This window comes from Micromonospora arida (assembly GCF_003857035.1).
In the GTDB taxonomy this organism is placed as follows: Bacteria; Actinomycetota; Actinomycetes; order Mycobacteriales; family Micromonosporaceae; genus Micromonospora; species Micromonospora arida.
In genome coordinates this window covers 1-19990 of record NZ_QGSY01000147.1, presented here as the reverse complement: position 1 = coordinate 19990, position 19990 = coordinate 1, and the positions used below count along the sequence as shown (strand labels likewise).

Annotated in this window: 18 protein-coding genes and 1 tRNA gene; 10 read left to right on the top strand and 9 right to left on the bottom strand. The window is 70.6% G+C overall.

Features of this window, described 5'->3' with window-relative positions:
* The gene (gene argS, locus DLJ58_RS09990) at positions 1-1668 is read right to left on the bottom strand and encodes an arginine--tRNA ligase (RefSeq protein WP_124855066.1); all 1668 of its coding nucleotides are present in this window, start codon (positions 1666-1668) and stop codon (positions 1-3) included.
* Between the two features lie 97 nt (positions 1669-1765).
* Between argS and DLJ58_RS09985 the strand changes: the two genes are divergently transcribed.
* The 4 genes from DLJ58_RS09985 to DLJ58_RS09965 all read left to right on the top strand — a co-directional run bounded on the left by DLJ58_RS09985 (position 1766) and on the right by DLJ58_RS09965 (position 4537).
* Entirely contained in the window at positions 1766-2575 is an 810-nt protein-coding gene (locus DLJ58_RS09985) for a DUF3105 domain-containing protein (RefSeq protein WP_124855064.1), read from the top strand.
* Between the two features lie 8 nt (positions 2576-2583).
* The gene (locus tag DLJ58_RS09980; RefSeq protein WP_124855062.1) at positions 2584-3252 is read left to right on the top strand and encodes a DUF305 domain-containing protein; all 669 of its coding nucleotides are present in this window, start codon (positions 2584-2586) and stop codon (positions 3250-3252) included.
* A 422-nt stretch (positions 3253-3674) separates the two neighbouring features.
* Positions 3675-4370: a winged helix-turn-helix domain-containing protein gene (locus DLJ58_RS09970; RefSeq protein WP_091405941.1), complete on the top strand. Its 696-nt coding sequence runs from the start codon at positions 3675-3677 to the stop codon at positions 4368-4370.
* Positions 4371-4462: 92 nt separating this feature from the next.
* Positions 4463-4537, top strand: a tRNA-Arg gene (locus DLJ58_RS09965).
* 9 nt (positions 4538-4546) lie between these two features.
* Here DLJ58_RS09965 and DLJ58_RS09960 read toward each other — a convergent pair.
* Entirely contained in the window at positions 4547-5569 is a 1023-nt protein-coding gene (locus DLJ58_RS09960; protein WP_124855060.1) for a helix-turn-helix transcriptional regulator, read from the bottom strand.
* A 108-nt stretch (positions 5570-5677) separates the two neighbouring features.
* Between DLJ58_RS09960 and DLJ58_RS09955 the strand changes: the two genes are divergently transcribed.
* A complete protein-coding gene (locus DLJ58_RS09955) occupies positions 5678-6103 on the top strand; it encodes a VOC family protein (protein WP_124855058.1) in 426 nt (141 codons plus the stop codon).
* 57 nt (positions 6104-6160) lie between these two features.
* Here the strand turns inward: DLJ58_RS09955 and DLJ58_RS09950 are convergent, their stop codons facing one another.
* On the bottom strand, positions 6161-8296 hold the full coding sequence (locus DLJ58_RS09950) for an ABC transporter permease (protein ID WP_244218866.1): 2136 nt from the start codon (positions 8294-8296) through the stop codon (positions 6161-6163).
* Positions 8297-8419: 123 nt separating this feature from the next.
* On the opposite strand from DLJ58_RS09950, the gene DLJ58_RS09945 reads away from it, so the two are divergent.
* Positions 8420-9046 (top strand): TetR/AcrR family transcriptional regulator, encoded by a 627-nt coding sequence (locus DLJ58_RS09945; protein WP_124855056.1) that lies wholly within the window; start codon positions 8420-8422, stop codon positions 9044-9046.
* Positions 9047-9061: 15 nt separating this feature from the next.
* On the opposite strand, the gene DLJ58_RS09940 is transcribed toward DLJ58_RS09945, so the two are convergent.
* From DLJ58_RS09940 to DLJ58_RS09920, 5 genes are all read right to left on the bottom strand, one after another.
* Entirely contained in the window at positions 9062-11443 is a 2382-nt protein-coding gene (locus tag DLJ58_RS09940; RefSeq protein WP_124855054.1) for an ATP-binding cassette domain-containing protein, read from the bottom strand.
* A gap of 29 nt (positions 11444-11472) precedes the next feature.
* On the bottom strand, positions 11473-11883 hold the full coding sequence (locus DLJ58_RS09935) for a VOC family protein (RefSeq protein ID WP_208740974.1): 411 nt from the start codon (positions 11881-11883) through the stop codon (positions 11473-11475).
* A gap of 5 nt (positions 11884-11888) precedes the next feature.
* Positions 11889-12338, bottom strand: coding sequence for a helix-turn-helix transcriptional regulator (locus DLJ58_RS09930; protein ID WP_124855050.1), 450 nt, complete (start codon positions 12336-12338; stop codon positions 11889-11891).
* Positions 12339-12436: 98 nt separating this feature from the next.
* Positions 12437-13396 carry a DNA polymerase domain-containing protein gene (locus DLJ58_RS09925; protein WP_124855048.1) on the bottom strand — a complete coding sequence of 320 codons (960 nt, stop codon included), beginning with the start codon at positions 13394-13396 and terminating at the stop codon, positions 12437-12439.
* Between the two features lie 31 nt (positions 13397-13427).
* Positions 13428-14912 carry an MFS transporter gene (locus DLJ58_RS09920; protein WP_244218865.1) on the bottom strand — a complete coding sequence of 495 codons (1485 nt, stop codon included), beginning with the start codon at positions 14910-14912 and terminating at the stop codon, positions 13428-13430.
* A 74-nt stretch (positions 14913-14986) separates the two neighbouring features.
* Between DLJ58_RS09920 and DLJ58_RS09915 the strand changes: the two genes are divergently transcribed.
* From DLJ58_RS09915 to DLJ58_RS09905, 3 genes are all read left to right on the top strand, one after another.
* Entirely contained in the window at positions 14987-15421 is a 435-nt protein-coding gene (locus DLJ58_RS09915) for a winged helix-turn-helix transcriptional regulator (RefSeq protein WP_244218864.1), read from the top strand.
* Positions 15422-15521: 100 nt separating this feature from the next.
* Positions 15522-16109: a TetR/AcrR family transcriptional regulator gene (locus DLJ58_RS09910; RefSeq protein ID WP_124855035.1), complete on the top strand. Its 588-nt coding sequence runs from the start codon at positions 15522-15524 to the stop codon at positions 16107-16109.
* The gene (locus DLJ58_RS09905; RefSeq protein ID WP_124855033.1) at positions 16109-18310 is read left to right on the top strand and encodes an MMPL family transporter; all 2202 of its coding nucleotides are present in this window, start codon (positions 16109-16111) and stop codon (positions 18308-18310) included. The genes DLJ58_RS09910 and DLJ58_RS09905 overlap by 1 nt, the downstream gene beginning before the upstream one ends.
* Before the next feature lie 99 nt (positions 18311-18409).
* Here the strand turns inward: DLJ58_RS09905 and DLJ58_RS09900 are convergent, their stop codons facing one another.
* A complete protein-coding gene (locus DLJ58_RS09900) occupies positions 18410-19666 on the bottom strand; it encodes an erythromycin esterase family protein (protein WP_124855031.1) in 1257 nt (418 codons plus the stop codon).
* Positions 19667-19794: 128 nt separating this feature from the next.
* Here DLJ58_RS09900 and DLJ58_RS09895 point away from each other — a divergent pair, with 128 nt between their 5' ends.
* The gene (locus DLJ58_RS09895; RefSeq protein ID WP_124855029.1) at positions 19795-19986 is read left to right on the top strand and encodes a DUF2795 domain-containing protein; all 192 of its coding nucleotides are present in this window, start codon (positions 19795-19797) and stop codon (positions 19984-19986) included.
* Positions 19987-19990: the final 4 nt, after the last annotated feature.

Below are 19990 nucleotides of genomic sequence, written 5' to 3'. Positions count from 1 at the left end.
TCACATCCTCTCGGGAGCGGAGACGCCGAGCAGGTGCAGGCCGTTGGCGATCACCGTGCGGGTGGCGTTGTTGAGCCACAGCCGGGCACGGTGCAGGTCGGTGACCTCCTCGTCGCCCAGCGGCAGCACCCGGCAGTTGTCGTAGAACCGGTGGTAGGAGGCGGCGACGCTCTCCTCCAGGTAACGGGCCACCCGGTGCGGCTCCCGCAGCTCCGCGGCCGTGGCCACCACAGCGGGGAACTCGGCGAGCGCCTTGAGCAGCTCGTTCTCCTTCTCGTGGTCGAGCAACTCGGGACGGAACGCGTCCCCGTCGCCCGGGACCAGCCCCACCTCGGCGGCGTTGCGGGCCACGCCCGCCGTCCGGGCCGCCACGTACTGCACGTAGTAGACCGGGTTGTCGCGGGTCGCCCGGGTCCACAGCTCGATGTCGATGTCGATCGGGGAGTCGCTGGAGTAGCGGGCCAACGCATACCGGGAGGCGTCCACGCCGATCGCCTCGACCAGGTCCTCCAGGGTGATCACCGTGCCGGCCCGCTTGCTCATCCGCATCGGGGCGCCGTCGCGCAGCAGGTTGACCAGCTGCCCGATGAGGATCTCCAGGTTGCGCTCCGGGTCGTCACCGAAGCAGGCAGCCATCGCCTTCATCCGGCCGATGTAGCCGTGGTGGTCGGCTCCCAGCATGATCACGACCCGCTCGAAGCCGCGCTCGCGCTTGTCCAGGTAGTAGGCGCAGTCCGCGGCGAAGTACGTCCACTCGCCGTTGGACTTGCGCAGCACCCGGTCCTTGTCGTCGCCGAAGTCGGTGGTGCGCAGCCAGGTGGCACCCTCGGACTCGTAGAGGTGCCCCTGCTGGCGCAGCCGGTTCAACGCGAGATCCAACTCACCCCGGTCGTGCAGATCCTTCTCGTTGAAGTAGGTGTCGAACTCCACCCCGAAGTCACGCAGCGAGGAGCGGATCTCGTCGAACATCAGCGCGACACCCTCGACCCGGAAGACCTCCTGGGCGGCGTCGTCGTCGAGCGAGCGCACCTCCGGGCGGCGGGCCTGCACCTCGGTGGCGATCTCGGCGATGTACGCCCCGCCGTAGCCGTCCTCCGGCGCCGGCTCACCCTTGGAAGCGGCGAGCAGCGACCTGGCGAACCGGTCGATCTGCGACCCGGCGTCGTTGAAGTAGTACTCCGTGCCGACGTCGGCACCGGTGGCCCGCAGCAGCCGGCTCAGCGCGTCACCGACGGCCGCCCAGCGGACCCCGCCGATGTGCACCGGCCCGGTCGGGTTGGCCGAGACGAACTCCAGGTTGATCTTCTCGCCGGCGAGCCGGTCGCTGCGGCCGTACTCCGCGCCGGCCTCGACGATCACCCGCGCGAGCTGACCGGCCGCCGCAGCGTCGAGTCGGATGTTCAGGAAGCCCGGCCCGGCGATTTCCACCGATTTGACCCCTGGTGCCCGGCCCAGCTCGTCGGCCAGGGCGGTCGCCAGCTCCCGGGGCGGGACGCCCACCTTCTTGCTCAACTGCAGCGCGAGCGTCGAGGCGTAGTCGCCGTGCTCGGGGTTGCGCGGTCGCTCCACCACAGTGCTCGCCGGCAACGCGCCGCGGTCGAGCCCACGCTGCTCGAAGACGGCGTGGGCGGCGGCAAGGACGACCGAGGCTAGTTCTGCAGGAGTCACCCTGCCATGTTATCGGGGGTAGACTCGGGCACTCGGCGGCTCCCCTGCGCGTCATCCGGCCCGCCACTCCCCTGACCGACCGACTTGACGAGGCACGATGAGCATCAGCACCCCAGGTGGCCCTGAGCGCCGCCCGACCGTGGTCAGCACCGGCAAGAAGCCGGCCGCGGGCCGGCCGGCGTCCGGCGCCAAGGCCGGTTCCGGCAAGCCGACGGGCAAGCCGGCAGGCTCCCCCCGGGCCGGTGGAAAGGGCCCGCGCAAGCCGGTCACCCCGGTCAAGGTGAGCCAGGGCCGCGCCTGGGGTCCGATCGCGCTCTTCGTCGCGGTGGGCGTGCTCGCGGCCGGCATCATCGGGTACGGCGCCTGGGCGTCGTTCCAGGGCGCCAAGCCGTGGGACAAGCGGGCCAACGCCATCGACGGCATCGCCAACATCCGCAAGTCCGACCCGGACAGCCTGAAGTACGAGTCGCACAAGTCGGGCCCGCTGACCTGGAACTACTCGCCGCCGGTGGGTGGGGCGCACAACGCCGCCTGGCAGAACTGCATGGGCGACGTGTACGACGCCCCGATCGCCAGCGAGCACGCGGTGCACAGCCTGGAGCACGGCGCGGTGTGGATCACCTACCGCCCCGATCTGCCCCAGGACCAGGTTGACAAGCTCGCCGGCAAGGTGCGCGGCGTCGAGAAGATGCTGATGAGCCCGTACGAGGGCCTGGACAAGCCGATCTCGCTGCAGGCCTGGGGCTACCAGCTCAAGGTCGACAACGCCGACGACTCGCGGATCGACGCTTTCATCAAGGACCTGCGGGTGAACGCCTCCGTCGAGGGCCCGACGGCGCTCTGCAACACGGGTATCACCGCCACCGGCACCACGCCGCGTGAGCTCCAGCAGCAGCCCACCCAGTAAGGACGGCAATGACCGCTCCGGCAACCACCGACAGCGAGTACGACGAGACCCCGGCCGCCCCGGACGAGGGCGGCCGGGCCCCGGCATCGCGCTACGGCGTGCTGGCGCTCGCCATCATGCTGGTGGTGGGTCTCCTCCTCGGGTACGCGGGCGGTCTGCTCACCCCACGGATCACCCGACCCGGTGACGCCTCGGTCGAGGCGGGCTTCGCCCGGGACATGACGACCCACCACGCGCAGGCGGTGGAGATGAGCCTGATCGCGTACCGGTCGGCGACTCTCCCAGAGGTGCGGCAGATCGCCGTCGACATCGCCACCGGGCAGCAGGGCGAGATCGGCGCGATGCAGACCTGGCTGCGCGAATGGGGCCTCAGCCCGACCGGGTCGAAGCCGCCGATGTCGTGGATGTCCGACGGGGCCACCGTCAAGGACGGCCTGATGCCGGGCATGGCCACGCCGCAACAGATGACCGCCCTGCGCAACGCTCAGGGCATCGAGGTCGACCGGCAGTTCCTGACCCTGATGTACGACCACCACCTGGGCGGCATCCACATGATCGACGCGGCCCTCGGCGAGACCGACAACGACGAGGTGCTGCGGGTGGCGAACACCATGAAGGCCACCCAGCAGACGGAACTGAACAACCTCCGGCAGCTCCAGGCGCAGGCCAAGGGCTGACCAACCCACGGGCACACCGGGCCCGCGTCACCGCCACACGATGGCGGGGCGCGGGCCAGTGCTCGTACCACCCCGACCATGATCGGCCCGTGCTCGTACCACCCCGACCATGATCGGCCCGTGCTCGTACCACCCCGACCATGATCGGCCCACGCCCGGCGCCCATGCCCATGCCCACCCCCGCCCGCGCCCGGCACCGCCCATGATCGACTCGGGTTTCAGGAAACTGGGGTGTCGACAGGGGCGGGACACCCCGACTTCCAGGAACCCGAGTCGATCAAGGGCCGGCCTGTTGGCTCGCGCCCTTAGTGCCCTTGTTTGTCCGTTGTAGGGCAATCGCGAGGCACGGGCGATTACGTTGCTTAGAGAGTTTTCTCCCCACATATCGTGACCAGTTGCGATTCGGGCTCGTTGCCCAAGACGTGGGGGTTGCACTCAGAGACGCACGGCGTTCGGTCACCAGCTGGTGCCGACGCCACACCATTGGCGGTGACGGGGCGGTGGCAGCCGTCCGTCGCGGACAGCGGCAGGGCGAGCCGGGAATGCTCAGCCGCGAACAGGAACTCGAGTTGATCGACACGCTGCGGGGCGTCCATCCCGACGAGTTCGGCCTGGACGAGGAGTTGTGGACGCGGCAGAGCCTCACCACGCTCATCCAGCGGCGCTTCGAGCTGCCGCTGGACACTGGCGCGGTCGGGGCGTACCTGCGGGCCTGGGGGTTGGGTCCGCGGGAGCCGCGCGAGCGGGCCTGCGGGCTCTGCGTCAGCGCGGTCGAGCGTTGGGTCCGCAGCGAGTACCCGGGGATCACCCGGGCCGCCCAGGAGCACCTCGCGGAGGTCTACTGGATCGGCCGGGTCCGGCTGCGCGGCACCATGCCGGCCGCCGACGTGATCTCCGCTGTCTCGTCCCGCGGTCGGGTGCGCTTCATGATCACCACACCGACGGTGGACCCGCCGCTCCCCCGCGACTTCGTGCTGCGGCTCAGCGGCGAGGAGCAGCGCACCGTCCACCTGATCGTGGACGGCTCCTGGCCGCGCAACGAATGGCCGCGCCGGCTCCCTCGGCGAATCGTCCTGCACCCGCTGCCCAGTTGCGGGCGGGCGATCGCGGCGGCCTGAGCACCGGGTGGGCCGGTTACCGACACGATCGGCTCACCCGATACCGATTCGGCGTACACGGAGGAGGTTTGCTAGTCTTCTCCAGTCGCTGAGCCCCCGTAGCTCAGGGGATAGAGCACCGCCCTCCGGAGGCGGGGGCGCAGGTTCGAATCCTGCCGGGGGCACCAGGAAAAGTTTCACACGACACTGCCGGGTGCAGGGGGATACAGCCTCCACGCGCCCGGTTTTGTGTTTCCGGCCGCGTCGGCGTAGCGGCGGGCGAGTCCCGCGAAGGCGGCCTTGAGCTCGACCGGACTGATCACCTCGATGTCCGCGTCGAACCTGCCGAGCGCGGCTGCGAGGCCGACCCAGGACCAGGAGCCCTGTACGAGCCTGCAGCGGTCCGGGCCGAGTTCCTCGACGAGCCCGTCGCGGGTGTACGCGGCGACGACGCTGGCGGGAAGGTCGAGGATGACCTCACCCACGCAGGGCCACGCTGAGCTGTCGGTGGAACCTCGGAAGCGGCCCGTGACGTACGTGGCCACGTCTCCCATGGGTGGTTGTCGTGGGGTGAAGCGTGGTCCGGTCGGGGTACGCGGGCTGACCCGGTCACAACGGAAGGTTCGCCAGTCGTCCCGGTCGAGGTCCCAGGCGACGAGATACCAGAGCCCCTTCCAGGTGACGAGGTGGTGGGGCTCCACGCGGCGCGGCGTCGCGTGGGTGGCGGCGCTCGTCGAGGCGTAGTCGAAGCGCAGAACCTCGTGGGCGTGGACGACCGCGCCGATGGCTGTCAGCACGGTGGGGTCGACCGGGGAGTCCGGCCCGGTGGTGGGTTGTCCGACGGCGGTGACCCGGAGAGCGTCGATGCGGTGCCGCAGTCGGCTGGGCATGACCTGCCGCATGGTGTTCAGCGCTCGCGCCGCGCCCTCCTGGATGTCCGCCCCGGAGAGGGCTGCCACCTGGAGTGCGACGGCGATGGCCACGGCTTGATCGTCGTCGAACAGCAGCGGTGGCAGTTGGGCACCGGCGTCGAGCCGGTACCCGCCGTCCGGCCCCTTGAAGGCGCTGATCGGGTAGCCGAGTTCGCGCAGCCGGTCGACGTCGCGTCGCACCGTTCGCGGGCTCACGTCCAACCTCTCGGCCAGGAGGCCGCCCGGCCAGTCACGTCGGGCCTGGAGGAGCGAGAGCAGCGACAGCAGTCTCGCGGAGGTCGTGGCCATTCATCCGAGTCTGCCCCAGGTAGCGGACACAACCTGACCGCTACCCCTGCCATCGTCGGCGCTGCACCCGGGGCACCAGCCACCGGTCACGTCACACGAGGAGCAGCAATGAGCATCAACACCGTCGCGCACATCAACCTTCGGGGCAACGCGCGGGCCGCCCTCGATTTCTACCGGTCCGTCTTCGGCGGGGACCTCGCCGCGGTGACCTACGCCGACGCCCACAACGTGCAGAGCCCGGACGAGGCCGACCAGGTCATGTGGGGTCAGGTCACGTCCGCCGAGGGCTTCCAGATCATGGCGTACGACGTGCCGTCGGCGCGGCCGTGGAGCCAGGGCGAGAGCCCGTTCTTCGTCTCGGTCCGGGGCAGCGACGCAGACGAGATCACCGGCTACTGGAAGAAGCTGAGCGAGGGCTCGACCGTCCTGGTCGACCTGGCGCCCGCCGGCTGGGCTCCCCTCTACGGCATGCTCACCGACCCGTTCGGCGTCACCTGGGTGCTCGACGTCGCCGTCGAGTACAAGCCTGCCTGACCAGAAGGAACAGCCCACCGCCGATCACGAGGGATCGGCGGTGGGCTGCGGTGCCGCTCAGTGCGCCTCGGCCGGCACCAACCTCAGGTCCGTCCCGGGTGTCGTACCCGCGTCCGGGCCGCCGGAGTCCGAGCGGCGCTCGCGGCGTTTGAGCCACTGGTCGATCACGAGGTTCAAGACGAGCCCGACGGCGCCCCAGATGGCGATGACCAGCAGATTCTGCCCGACGCCGACGCCGTCGAAGTACCGCAGCGATCGGGCGATGTCGACCGCCGCGGGCAACGGCAGCACGTCCTGGAGGGGGCGGAACACCTCGGGGACCAGGTACACCGACATGCCACCGCCGGAGGCGGGTACGCCGGCCATCATCAGCACCACCATCATCGGGATGATGCCCGCCAGGCCGACGGTACGGGTGAGCACTCCGGTGGCGAGGGAGACCGAGAAGATGGTCAGGGCGCCGTAGGCGATCGTCTCCAGGGCGTTGCCGCTGATCGCGCCGATGAGGACGTCGAAGAGGAACCACAGCCAGACGGACATGCCGATCGCCCAGCCGCCCAGCAGCGGCAGGAACTGGCGCAGGCGGCGCACGTGCGGGGCACCGCCGCGCAGGACGGCCAGGAACAGGAACCCGGCCATGATCCAGGACATGCCGACGTACATGCTGTTGCTGCCGCCGGTGTCGGTCTCGCTCAGGGGTTGCACGTCGGTGAGCGTCAGCGGGAGGCCCTGGGCCGCGGTGATCGGCTGGAAGATCGCGCGGATCGCGGACTGTTGGCTGGCGTTGGCGGCGGACGCCGAGTACAGCGTCGCCGGAGTGTCCGGTGCGGACGGCAGGACGAAGGCGGCCACCACGTCGCGGGACTGGATCTGCTCGGTGGCTTCGGCAACCGTGTCGGCGACGGTGACGTCGAGGATGCCGTCGAGCTGCGCGTTGAGACCGGCAGCGGTCTGCTGAGCCTGCCCAGGGGCGGCGGCGACCACGACGACCGGGATGTCGTGCGGTTGCGGTTTGTGCATGGAGAACCCCATGGCACCCACGACGACCACGAGGATGGTCAGCGGAAAGCCCGCCGCGGCCACGTACCGGAATCGCTTGGAGCGCGGCGGCCCGCCGGCCAGAGCGGGGGCCTTCGAGTCGGGGTCGGTGATCGGCGGGACGCCGGGGATCATGTTCCCGCTCGCGCTGCGCTCCTTGAGGAGGCAGAGCGCGAGGGCGGCCACGATCCACACAGCCAGGACGATCAGGTGGGTGCTCAGACCGTTGCCGTCGAAGTACAGGACCGAGCGCAGCGCCTCACCGGCCGCCGGGAGCGGCAGCACGCCATGCAGGAACTGGAAGAACCCGGGCATGTTGTGCACGGACAGGGCCAGGTTCGACGCGGGCATGCCGAACACGACCCAGAGCAGCATGCCGGGCAGCACCGCGAGGGGCCCGATCAGCTTGGAGAGCAGCAGCTGGGCCAGGCCGACGGCCGCGGTGGCGAGCATGCCGACGCCGAGGAAGGTGAGGTAGTGGCCGTCGACGGCGCCCACGACGGGCCCGAGGATGAGCCAGATGATCGAGCTGGTGAGCGCGGACCAGCCGGCCAGCACGGGCAGGAACCGTCGCAGCCGCAGCAGGTGGGGGACGCCCATCACCATGATGCTCAGTGGCACGTAACCGGCCAGCATCATGCCCATCGCCGCGAACAGGACCGCGATGCCGGCCGAGTCACCCGCGGGTAGCGGTGCGACGTCCTCGGTGGTGGCCTGCAAGCTGTTCTGGAAGACCACGGGCGCGAGCAACTGCTGAACGGTGGCGTTCTGCGAGGCTCCGGCCGCCGAGGCGGTGAGGATGGTCGCGTTGGCGCTGCCGTCGGTGGGTAGGACGAGCGCACCGGCGACTTCCTGGTCGTGCAGCAGGTCGACGGCGTCGTCGCGGGTGGTCACCAGCGTGGCCTCGGTGCTGTCGCCCGAGTTGAGCCCGTCGACGAGGGCCTGCGCCGTGGCGCCGCTGCCGACGACCGCTACCGGCATGTCCCGGGGGTGCGGTGAGTGCATGGTCGACATGTAGGTCGCGAACATCATCGTGACCATGAGGAACGGCATCACGAACAGGGCGACCATTCGGATGATCTGTTCCTTGCGGTCCGCGCCGGGCGGGCGGCCGTCCACCACGTCGGCAGCCTCGATCACGGCTTCGGTATCCATGCACGCTCCAGCTCATATTTGTACGCCAACTGACTTACAAACTGTAGGCGGCGGATGCCGGGAGCGGGAATCCGGCTAGGTTGACCTGAGTCACATCCGGGCGAGGACACGAGGGGGCCGGTCATGAGGCGGTCCGAGGCGGCCCGCACCGCGCTGCTCGACGCGGCGGAGCGGCTGTTCGCCGAGTCGGGAGTCGCCGAGGTCTCCGACCGCAGGGTGGCCGAAGCGGCCGGCAACACCAACCACTCAGCGGTGCGCTACTACTTCGGCGGGCGCGAGGGCCTGCTCAAGGCGCTGATGGCCCGCCACGTGCACGACGTGGCGCAAGTGCGCGCCGGCATGCCCCCAACCGAGGACTCCGTCCTCGGCGACATACGCGGTCTCGTGGCACCGAGCATGCGCGTCCTCGACCAGCTACCGCGCCCGAGCTGGCGGGCCCGGTTCCTCGATCACGTGCTGCACAACCCCGCCACTGAGCCGTTCATGCGGGAAGCCCAGGACACCACGCCACAGGCACTACAGCTGCGGGCCTCACTGGCCGCGCGCCTACGGCACCTCGACCCGGACGTGGTCGCCGGTCGGGCGCGCCTGATCACCCGCATCGTCAGCACCGCGACAGCCGAGGTCGAGGCACTCGCCGAACGCAACGGAGAAGACCCCCGATGGCCCGAGGTCGGCGACTTCCTCGTCGACGCCATCACCGGAATGCTCAGCGCCCCCATCAGCCGGCCACGCCGAGCGGAGCGCTGATCGCCGTCCACGGGCTCACCTGCCGACGTACGCCGCCAAGTGCTCGCCGGTGAGGGTGGAGCGGGCGGCGACGAGGGCCGCAGGTGTGCCCTCGAAGACGATCCGGCCACCGTCGTGGCCGGCGCCGGGGCCGATATCGATGATCCAGTCGGCGTGCGCCATGACCGCCTGGTGGTGCTCGATGACGATCACCGACTTGCCGGCGTCGACCAGGCGGTCGAGCAGGCCGAGCAGTTGCTCCACGTCGGCCAGGTGCAGGCCGGTGGTCGGCTCGTCGAGCACGTAGACGCCACCCTTGTCAGCCATGTGGGTGGCCAGCTTGAGCCGTTGCCGCTCCCCGCCGGAGAGAGTCGTGAGCGGCTGCCCCAGGCTCAGGTAGCCGAGCCCGACGTCGGCGAGCCGGTCGAGGATGGCGTGCGCCGCCGGCGTACGCGCCTCGCCGGCGCCGAAGAACTTCTCGGCCTCCGTCACCGACATCGCGAGCACCTCGCTGATGTCGCGACCGCCGAAGCGGTATTCCAGCACCGATGCCTGGAACCGCTTGCCCTCGCAGTCCTCGCAGGGGGCGGCGACGCCCGCCATCATTCCCAGGTCGGTGTAGATGACGCCGGCGCCGTTGCAGCTCGGGCAGGCACCCTCGGAGTTGGCGCTGAACAGCGCCGGCTTCACCCCGTTGGCCTTCGCGAACGCCTTGCGGATCGGGTCGAGCAACCCGGTGTACGTGGCCGGGTTGCTGCGCCGTGAGCCGCGGATCGCGCCCTGGTCGATCGAGACCACGCCCGCGCCGGCCGGAATCGAGGAGTGCACGAGCGAACTCTTGCCGGAGCCGGCGACGCCGGTCACGACGACGAGCACCCCGAGGGGTACGTCGACGTTCACGTCCTGGAGGTTGTTGGCCGTGGCGCCCCGGATCTCCAGCTTGCCGGTGGGCGTCCGCACCGTCTCCTTGAGGGCCGCCCGGTCGTCGAGGTGGCGGCCGGTGATGGTGCCACTGGCCCGCAGACCTTCCACGGTGCCCTCGTAGCAGACGGCCCCGCCCTCCGTGCCCGCGCCGGGCCCGAGGTCGACGACGTGGTCGGCGATGGCGATGGCCTCCGGCTTGTGCTCCACGACCAGCACTGTGTTGCCCTTGTCGCGTAGCTGGAGCAACAGCTCGTTCATCCGTTGGATGTCGTGCGGGTGCAGCCCGATCGTCGGCTCGTCGAAGACGTAGGTGACGTCGGTGAGCGAGGAGCCGAGGTGGCGGATCATCTTGGTGCGCTGCGCCTCACCGCCGGAAAGGGTGCCCGACGGTCGATCGAGGGACAGGTAACCCAGGCCGATCTCCTCGAACGAGTCGAGGAGGTGTTGCAGGCCGGCCAGCAACGGGGCCACCGACGGCTCTTCGATCCCACGCACCCAGGCGGCCAGGTCGCTGATCTGCATCGCGCACGCGTCGGCGATGTTCTTACCCTTGATCTTCGACGACCGGGCCTCCTTGCTGAGCCGGGTGCCGGCACACTCGGGGCAGGTCGTGAAGGTCACCGCGCGCTCCACGAAGGCGCGGATGTGCGGCTGCAACGCGTCGATGTCCTTGGCGAGGAAGGACTTCTGGATCGACGGGATCAGGCCCGCGTACGTGAGGTTGATCCCGTCGATTTTGATCTTGGTCGGCTCCCGGTGGAGCAGGTCGTGCAGCTCCCGCTTGTTGAACTTGGCGATCGGCTTGTCCGGGTCGAAGTAGCCGCAGCCACGGAAGATCCGGCCGTACCAGCCCTCCATGCTGTAACCCGGGATGGTGATCGCGCCCTCGTTGAGCGAGAGGTTGTCGTCGTAGAGCGCCGACAGGTCGATGTCGGTCACCGCACCCATGCCCTCGCACCGTGGGCACATGCCGCCGAGACGGTTGAAGGTCGCCTTCTCGGTCTTCGTCTTGCCGGCACCACGATCGACGGTGATCGCCCCGGTCGCCTTCACCGAGGGGACATTGAAGGAGTAGGCGTTGGGCGAGCCGATGTGCGGCTGCCCGAGCCGGCTGAACAGGATGCGCAGCATCGCGTTGGCGTCGGTGGCGGTGCCGACGGTGGAGCGGGAGTTGGCACCCATCCGCTCCTGGTCCACGATGATCGCCGTGGTCAGGCCATCCAGCAGGTCGACCTCGGGCCGCGCCAACGTCGGCATGAAGCCCTGCACGAAGGCGCTGTAGGTCTCGTTGATCATCCGCTGCGACTCGGCCGCGATGGTGCCGAACACCAGCGAGCTCTTGCCGGAGCCGGAGACACCGGTGAACACCGTCAGTCGCCGCTTCGGGATCTCGACGCTGACGTCCTTGAGGTTGTTCACCCGCGCGCCCTGCACCCGGATCAGGTCGTGGCTGTCGGCGACGTGCGGCGCGGACGGCTGGGTTGCCGTGCTCATCGTGTCTCCATCTGTCGGGCGCGCAGGACTCAGCGCACTTCCTGGATGCGGATCATGTTGCCGGCGGGGTCCCGGAAGGCACAGTCGCGCACGCCGTACGGCTGCTCGGTCGGCTCCTGGACGACCTCGGCGTCGCTGGCCTCGATCTTGGCGAAGGTGGCGTCGAGGTCGGTGGTGGCCAGGTTGACGCCGAAATAGCTGCCCTTGGCCATCAGCTCAAGGATGGTCTGCCGCTCGTCGTCGGTGATGCCGGGGTTGGCGGCCGGCGGGTGCAGGACGATGGCGGTGCTGGGCTGGCCGGGCGGCCCGACCGTGATCCACCGCATCCCCTCGTACCCGACGTCGAGGCGGACCTCGAAGCCGAGGATGTCGCGGTAGAAGACCAGCGAGGCCTCCGGATCGGTGTGCGGAAGGAAACTGGAGTGAATGGTGATGTCCATGCTGGTCACGCTAGTTGCGGCTCGGTGGCCCGCGCTTCTCGATTCCTGACCGGTCTTGTCACCTGTTTCGCCACGCACGACGGCATCCCCGCCGTCGCCTGCGCCGCCTGCCGCCGGTAGACGCTGGGCGGCACACCGACCAGCTCGGTGAAGCGGGTGCTGAAGGTGCCCAACGACGAACAACCGACAGCGAAACAGACGTCGGTGACGCTCAGGTCGCCACGGCGCAACAGGGCCATCGCCCGCTCGATCCGTCGGGTCATCAGGTAGCTGTACGGAGATTCGCCATAGGCGAGCCGGAACTCACGGCTGAGGTGCCCGGCCGACATGTGCGCGCCACGGGCGAGCGCCTCCACGTCCAACGGAGACGCGTACTCCCGGTCGATCCGGTCGCGGACCCGGCGCAGCCGCGCCAGGTCGGCCAGTCGCTGGGTCGCGTCGGCTCTGCTACTCACCTGCGAAATCGTGCCACAACCCACCGACAATCGGCCGCCCGCCGGGCGCGAGCGGGGTCTCGAGCCGGGGGCGAGCACGGGCCGGGCCGACGAGCCGGTCAGCCGGCCTCGCGGCGGGCGCGGGCCCGGCGCTTCCCCTCGTGCATGGCCTGCACCCGGGCCACCGGGATGGTCCGGCCCTCGGCGACCAGATCGGCGGGGAGCGACTGCGGGGCCGGCATCAGCGCGGCCCACGGGTCGCCGTCGGCGAGCAGTGCGGGCGCGGTCCGGATGGTGAAGTCGGCGGGGGTCACCTCGGTCAGGTCTGCCCAGTCGACCGGGAACGAGACCGGCATCCCCGGGCGCAGCCGAGGGCTGTACGCGGCGGCCACGGTCGCCCCGCCCGCCCGGGTGGCGTCCACGAAGACCCGGCCACCCCGGTCCTCCTTGATGTACGCCGTGGTGGCCAGCGCCGGGTCGAGCCGCTCGGCGCGGACGGCGAGCGCCCGGGTGGCGGCGGCCAACTCCTCGGCTGTTGGTTCGTCGGTCACCGGGACGAAGACGTGCACGCCCTTGGCGCCGCTGGTCTTGACGGCGCCGGTAAGGCCGGCGTCGGCGAGCGCCTGACGGACCAGCAGGGCGGCGTCGACCGCCGCGCGGAACCCGTCGCCGTCCGGCGGGTCCAGGTCGAGGATCAGGTGGGTCGGCCGGTGCAGATCCGCCACGGTGGCCAGCGTCGGGTGGTACTCCACCGCCCGCTGGTTGGCGAACCAGAGCAGGGTGCGGCGGTCGTCGCAGAGGGCGTACGAGATTTCCCGGTGCGACGCCTCCGCCCAGACCGGCGCCCGGCGGACCCAGTCCGGGGTGTAGCGGGGCAGGTTCTTCTGCATGAACGGCGGCTGGCCGGGGCGGACCCTGATCACCGACAGGGGTCGGCCCCGGAGCTGCGGGAGGAGCCGGTCCCGGACCGCGTCGAGGTAGTCGACCAGGTCACGCTTCGTGGCGTCGTCGCGGTCGGACAGCGGCTGGTCCAGGTTGGTCAGGGCCACGCCGTCCCGGGTCTCGTCAGCCTCGCTCACCCGACCACCCTCCCGGCCTCGCTGCCGTCGGTCAACTGGACGCGGCGCTTCGGTACGGATCAGTTCCGGCACCCACCCCGGCCGGGCCCGACGGATCGGTGGCCGCCGACGGCCCGGCCGCGCGTCGGGGCACTGTGGTCAGCGCCACCAGCCACGCGGCGGCCACCAGACCGGCGGCCACGGCGAACGCGGTCCGGTAGCCGCCGGCGAGCGCTGCGGTCTCGGCCCAGCCGGCGGCCCGCAGCCCGTCGCTGCGGGTGGCGGCCAGGGTGGCCAGCGCGGCCAGGCCGACCGCTCCGCCGACCTGTTGGGTGGTGTTGGCCAGCCCGGAGGCGAGCCCGGCGTCGGTGTCGGTCGCGCCGGCCATGGCCAGTGTGGTGACCGCCGGCAGGGTCAGACCGCCGGCCACCCCGAAGATCAACATCGCGGGGAGCACGTCCACGACGTAGGCGCCGTCGGCGGGCAGCCGGGCGAGCAGGAGGAAGCCGACGGTCGCCAGGCCGAGCCCGACCAGCAGGACCATCCGGGCACCGAAGCGGGCGATCAGCCGACCGGCCAGGCCGAGCGAGACCACGGCGATCACGACCGGGGTGGGCAGGAAGGCCCAGCCGGTCGCGGCAGCGTCCAACCCCAGCACCAGTTGCAGCTCCACGGCGAGCAGGAACTGGAACCCGAAGTACGCGCAGACCATGAGGAACTGCACGGCGTTCGCCGCCACCAGACCCGGGACGCGCAGCACCCGGGGCGGCACCAGCGGGGCCGCCGCCACACGTTGGCGCAGCGCGAAGCCGGTGAGCAGCAGCGCCGCGAGGGCCATCGCGCCGAGCGTCCGAGGGCTGGTCCAGCCGTGCTCTCCCGTTCCGACGATGCCCAACACGGTGGCCATCAGACCGGCGGTGGCGAGCAGCGCGCCGGGCAGGTCCAGGCCGGCGCGCAGGCCGATCCCCCGTTCGGCCGGGAGCCGGCGGACGGCAGCGATGAGGATGGCCGCCCCGATCGGCACGTTGACCAGGAAGATCGTCCGCCACCCGGCGGCCTGGGTCAGCACCCCTCCGGCGACTGTGCCGACCGACGCACCGGCCGCGCCGGTGAAGCTGAAGACGGCGATGGCGCGGGCCCGCTCGGCCGCTTCGGGGTAGAGCCGGACGATCATGCCGAGGCTGACCGCCATGGCCAACGCGCCACCGACGCCCTGCCCGAACCGCGCGCCCACCAGCAGGGCCGGCCCGGTGGCGACCGCGCAGGCCAGCGAGGCCAGCGTGAACAGCGCGACGCCGGCCAGGAAGACCCTGCGGCGGCCCAGCAGGTCACCGAGCCGGCCGGCGAGCAGCAGCAGCCCGCCGAACGCGACGAGGTAGGCGTTCACCACCCAGGCCAGGCCGGCGGCGCTGAAGCCCAGGTCGCGTTGGATGGCGGGCAGTGCCACCGCGACGACGGTGCCATCCAGGATGATCATCAGGCTGCCGGCGCAGAGCACCAGCAACGCCGGCCAACGGGATGGGACGACACGCTCCACGAAACCCTCCTTGGTGCACGGTTTGTTACCGAGGTCATCGTCTGTGACCATGAACCGGAGCGGAAGGAGGCACTTTGATGTCCCAGAGGAACAGCGATGTGTCCGCGCTGGTCAAGGCCGAGCTGACCTGCGCGGCCGAGAACGTGCCGTTCACCCCGGGCCAGGCCCGGGCGTGCACCGTCCGCGAGGTGCTCGACCGGGTCGGCGGCAAGTGGAGCATCGGCATCCTCGTGGCCGCCTCGCACGGGCCGGTGCGCTTCACCGAACTGGAACGGCACATCGAGGGCATCAGCCGCCGGATGCTCACGCTGACGCTGCGCAACCTGGAACGGGACGGTCTGCTGCACCGCACGGTCTACCCGACCGTCCCGCCCAAGGTCGAATACACCGCCACCCCGATGGCGCTGGAGCTCTACGAGTCGCTGGTCGCGCTGACCAGCTGGGCCGAGCGGCACCGCCGGGCCATCGCCGAGGCGCGGACCAGGTACGACGCCCAGCACGCCGGATAAACCGGCCGGGGGTGTGGTGAACGCCACCGCTTCCATCTGACCGATCGGTCAGGGTCTGACCGATCGGTCAGGCATGCTGGTTTGCGGAGGTGTACCGGTGATGGCCAGAGCAGTACCCGAGACGCACGACGAGATCCTCGCCGCGGCGGCGCGGTTGTTCGCGGTGACCGGTTACCGGGGCACCTCGCTCCAGGACATCGCCCGCGAGGTCGGCTGCTCCAAGGCGACCGTCCTCTACCACTTCGCCAACAAGGAAGCCCTGCTCGCCGAGCTGATGGCCCCTGCGATCGCGGTGCTGAAAGACCTCGACGATCAGCTCACCGGGCTGACCGGCGCGGTCGCCCAGCAGGCAGCCGCCGTCGGCTTCGTCGACCTCGCGGTCCGGTTCCGCGGTGAGATCGCGCTGCTGCGCGGCGAGTTCACAGAGCTGCTCTGCCAGCCGGCCTTCGCACACATCCAGCAGATCTCCGAACGCCTGCGAGCCGCATTGGCCGGCCACTCCGACCGGCCGGTCGACCGGATCACGGCACTGGTGCTGCTGGCCGGCATTCCCGAGGCGTGCGCCGATTTCGTCGACATTCCCGACGACGACCTGCGCTCCGCCCTGCTCACCCTCGTCCGGCGGGCCGTCGAACCCGTCGACACGCTCATGCCCCATCCACCCACGACCGAGGACAAGGACTCCTGATGGCCACCCTGCTCTACCGGCTCGGCCGGGGCGCGCTGCGCCGGCGACGGCTCGTCGTCGCGCTCTGGCTCGTCGTACTCGTCGTTGCCGGCCTGGCCGCTGCGACCCTGCGCGGCCCGACGGCGAGCAACTTCACCATGCCCGGCACCGAGAGCCAGCGCGCGCTCGACCTGCTGGCCGACCAGTTCCCGGCGGCCAGTGGTGCCACCGGCTCCATCGCGGTCAAGGCGCCGGCAGACGGTCAACTGGCCACGCCCGAGGGCCAGGCCGTGGTGCAGGAGCTGGTCCAGGAGGCCTCGACACTGCCCGGCGTGGTCGGCGCGGTCAACCCGTTCCAGGTCGGCGCGGTCTCGCCCAATGGCCGGTACGCGCTGGTCCAGGTTCAGTTCGCCACCGGCGGCGACGAGGTGACCGACGAGCAGCGCACCGCGTACGAGGAGGTCGGCGCCGCCGCCGAGGCGAAGGGCTGGCAGGTCGCCCCGGGTGGCGAGGTGCTGGGCGGTGAGCCGGAGATCGGCTCCACCGAGGCGCTCGGCGTACTGGTCGCCGCGATCGTCCTGATCATCACGTTCGGTTCACTGGTCGCCGCCGGCATGACCATGCTCAACGCGCTGATCGGCGTGGGCGTCGGCATGGCCGGTCTGTTCGCGCTGAGCGGTGTCATCGAGTTGACCAGCACCGCGCCGATCCTGGCGCTGATGCTCGGCCTCGCCGTCGGCATCGACTACTCGTTGTTCATCACCTCCCGGCACCGACAGAACCTGCTCGAAGGTCTGTCCCCGGAGGAGGCGGTCGGCCGGGCGGTGGGCACCGCCGGCTCGGCTGTCGTCTTCGCGGGCGCCACCGTGGTCATCGCGCTCGCCGGCCTGGCCGTGGTGAACATTCCATTCCTCACCGTGATGGGTCTCGCCGCCGCCGGTACGGTCACCATCGCCGTGCTCGTGGCGATCACCCTCCAGCCCGCGCTGCTCGGCTTCGCCGGCAACCGGGTGCTTCCGCGCCGGCTGCGCTCCACGGTCGACTCCGCCGCGCCAGGTGAGCCGGTGGGCGAAGAGACGCTGCCGGTCGAGGATCGCTCCGGGTTCGGCTTCCGCTGGGCACGGTTCGTCACCCGCTTCCGGGTCCCGGTCATCCTGGTCTCGCTGCTCGGCCTGGGCCTGCTCGCGCTGCCCACGCCGGACATGCGGCTGGCCCTGCCGGACGCCAGCACGGCGACCGAGGGCTCACCGGCCCGGGTGGCGAGCGACCTGACCACCGAGGGCTTCGGTCCGGGCTTCACCGGTCGGCTCGCGGTGGTCGTGGCGGGCGACGACGCGCAGGCGACCGCGGCCGCGGTGCCGCAGGTGACCGCGATGATCCAGCGCACCGAGAACGTCCTCGCCGTGGCACCGCCGCAGCTGAGCCCGGACGGTCGGACCGCGCTGCTCGGCGTGGTGCCGAAGACCGGCCCAACCGACGAGGCCACCGAAACCCTGGTGCACGACGTCCGCGACGCGGTCGGCGGGGTCAAGGGCGCCGAGGTGCTGCTCACCGGCGCCACCGCGATCGGGATCGACGTCTCGGAGAAGCTCTCCGACGCGCTGCCGATCTACCTGCTGCTGGTCGTCGGGCTCTCGGTGCTGCTGCTGATGCTGGTGTTCCGCTCGCTGTTGGTGCCGCTCAAGGCGGCGCTGGGCTTCCTGCTCACGGTGGCCGCCACGTTCGGCATCACGGTGGCGATCTTCCAGCAGGGCCACCTCGCCGACCTGGTCGGTCTGGACACCCCGGCCCCGCTGGTCAGCTTCCTGCCCATCCTGCTGATCGGCATCCTGTTCGGCCTGGCCATGGACTACGAGGTGTTCCTGGTCTCCCGGATGCGGGAGGACTTCGTGCACGGCGAGACCGCGCGTGAGGCCACGATCAGCGGCATGGGCCACGGTGCCCGGGTGGTCACCGCCGCCGCGCTGATCATGATGTCCGTCTTCGGCGGCTTCGTGTTCCTCGAAGACCCGATCATCAAGTCGATGGGCTTCGCGCTCGCCATCGGCGTGGCCATCGACGCGTTCGTGGTCCGGATGACCATCGTCCCGGCGGTGATGTCCCTGCTCGGCGACCGCGCCTGGTGGCTCCCCCGCTGGCTCAACCGCGCCCTGCCCAACGTGGACATCGAGGGCGAGGGCCTGCGCGAACACCTGGACGACCGGACCCCCACGAGGGTCTGACGCCCACCCGGTCGATCATGGAGTTGTGGTGTCTGCCGTGCCCCGGTCCGGGGCATCGGTCGGGCACCACAACTCCATGATCGACGCAACGGGTCCGGGTCAGACCCCGGCCGGGTACGTTTCCATCTCGCCGGGGGCAGCCGGGACCGGTAGCGGGTGCAGTGCGGTGGTGTCGTCACACCAGATGAAGGCGTCGTACCGGTCGCCGAGCCGCGTCGGCACGTAGTTGCCCCAGGACTCGAACGACGGGTCGTAGACCACCCCGATCGCCCGGTGGTCCACGGTCTCGGTGACCCAGCCCGGCTGGTCGTCACCGCCGAAGATCAGCACCGCCCGCTCCGGCATCAGCTCGTGCAGCCGCCGCTCGATCGACCCCTCCCGGGCCGGCGGCACCACCATCGCCTCGGGCGGCGAACCCCAGCGGGGCGCGGCGATCGCCGTGCCCCGGTAGCTGCCGAAGCCGACCAGGGCCACCGCGTCCTCGCCGTGCCGCTCCCGGGCCAACTGACCAATGTTGATCATCCCGTCGGCGGCCATGTCGGTGGCCCGCGCATCCCCGACGTGCGTGTTGTGCGCCCAGACGATGCCCCGGGCGTTGGGACCGTAGCGGTCCAGCAGCCGGTCCAGGGTGTCCTGCATGTGGGTGTCGCGGATGTTCCACGAGTCCGGCCCGCCGGCCACCATCGCCCGGTAGTACCGCTCGGCGCCGGCCACCACCTCCGCGTTCTGCCAGGCCGAGAAGCGGTCCGGGCCGTCGGAGAGGGCGTGTTCGCGGGTCCGGGCGAGCAACCGGACGACCTCCTCCTCGCACCGGGCGGAGACGAACCGACTGGCCGCGCCGTACTCCTCGACCCTCTTGCCGTACGGCTCGAAACACCGGTACGCGTCCTGCGCCGCCTCCAGCGACTTCGGGTCCTCCTCCCCCAGGTAGTCGAAGATCGCCTGCATCGACTCCCAGAGGCTGTACACGTCGAGCCCGTGGAATCCGGCCCGTTGCTCCTCCGGCCGCTCCACGTTCCAGGCACGCAGCCAGCTGGCGAACCGGGCCACCTCGGCATTGGCCCACATCCAGGTCGGCCATCGCTCAAACTGGTTGAGTGCGACCTGCGGTTCGAGCGCGCCGCCCGGCGCGGCCGTCACCGAACGGTGCACCCGGTCGCAGTCGGGCCAGTCACCCTCCACGGCGACGAAGGAGAAACCGCACTCCGCGATCAACCGGCGGGTGAGCTGCTCGCGCAACCGGTAGTAGTCGTAACTGCCGTGGGTGGATTCGCCGATCATCACCACCCTGGCGTTCCGAACGCGCTCCAGCAACGGGTCGAAATCGCTCGGCGCGCCGAGCCGCTGAACCAGCATGCCAGCGGCTACCCGGCCGCTGCTGCGGCAAACCGTGCGCGCCTCGCGGGCCGACACGCCGGCCGCCGGGCCGTCGTAGGCCCCAACCAAGCCGGTGTACGACCACCGCGAGCGGGTAGCCGGCCGACATGACCGTCACCGGGGTTCAGTTGCAGGAGTACCTTGCCGGGCTCGACTACCCGGTCTCCCGCGAGGACCTGATCCGCTGGGGTCAGGAGAACGGGGCCAGCACGGCGATGTTGCAGATGCTCCAGGCCCTACCACCCGAGCAGTTCAACTCCCCCGACGAGCTGAACGCCGCCCTAACCACCCCCACCTAAACCC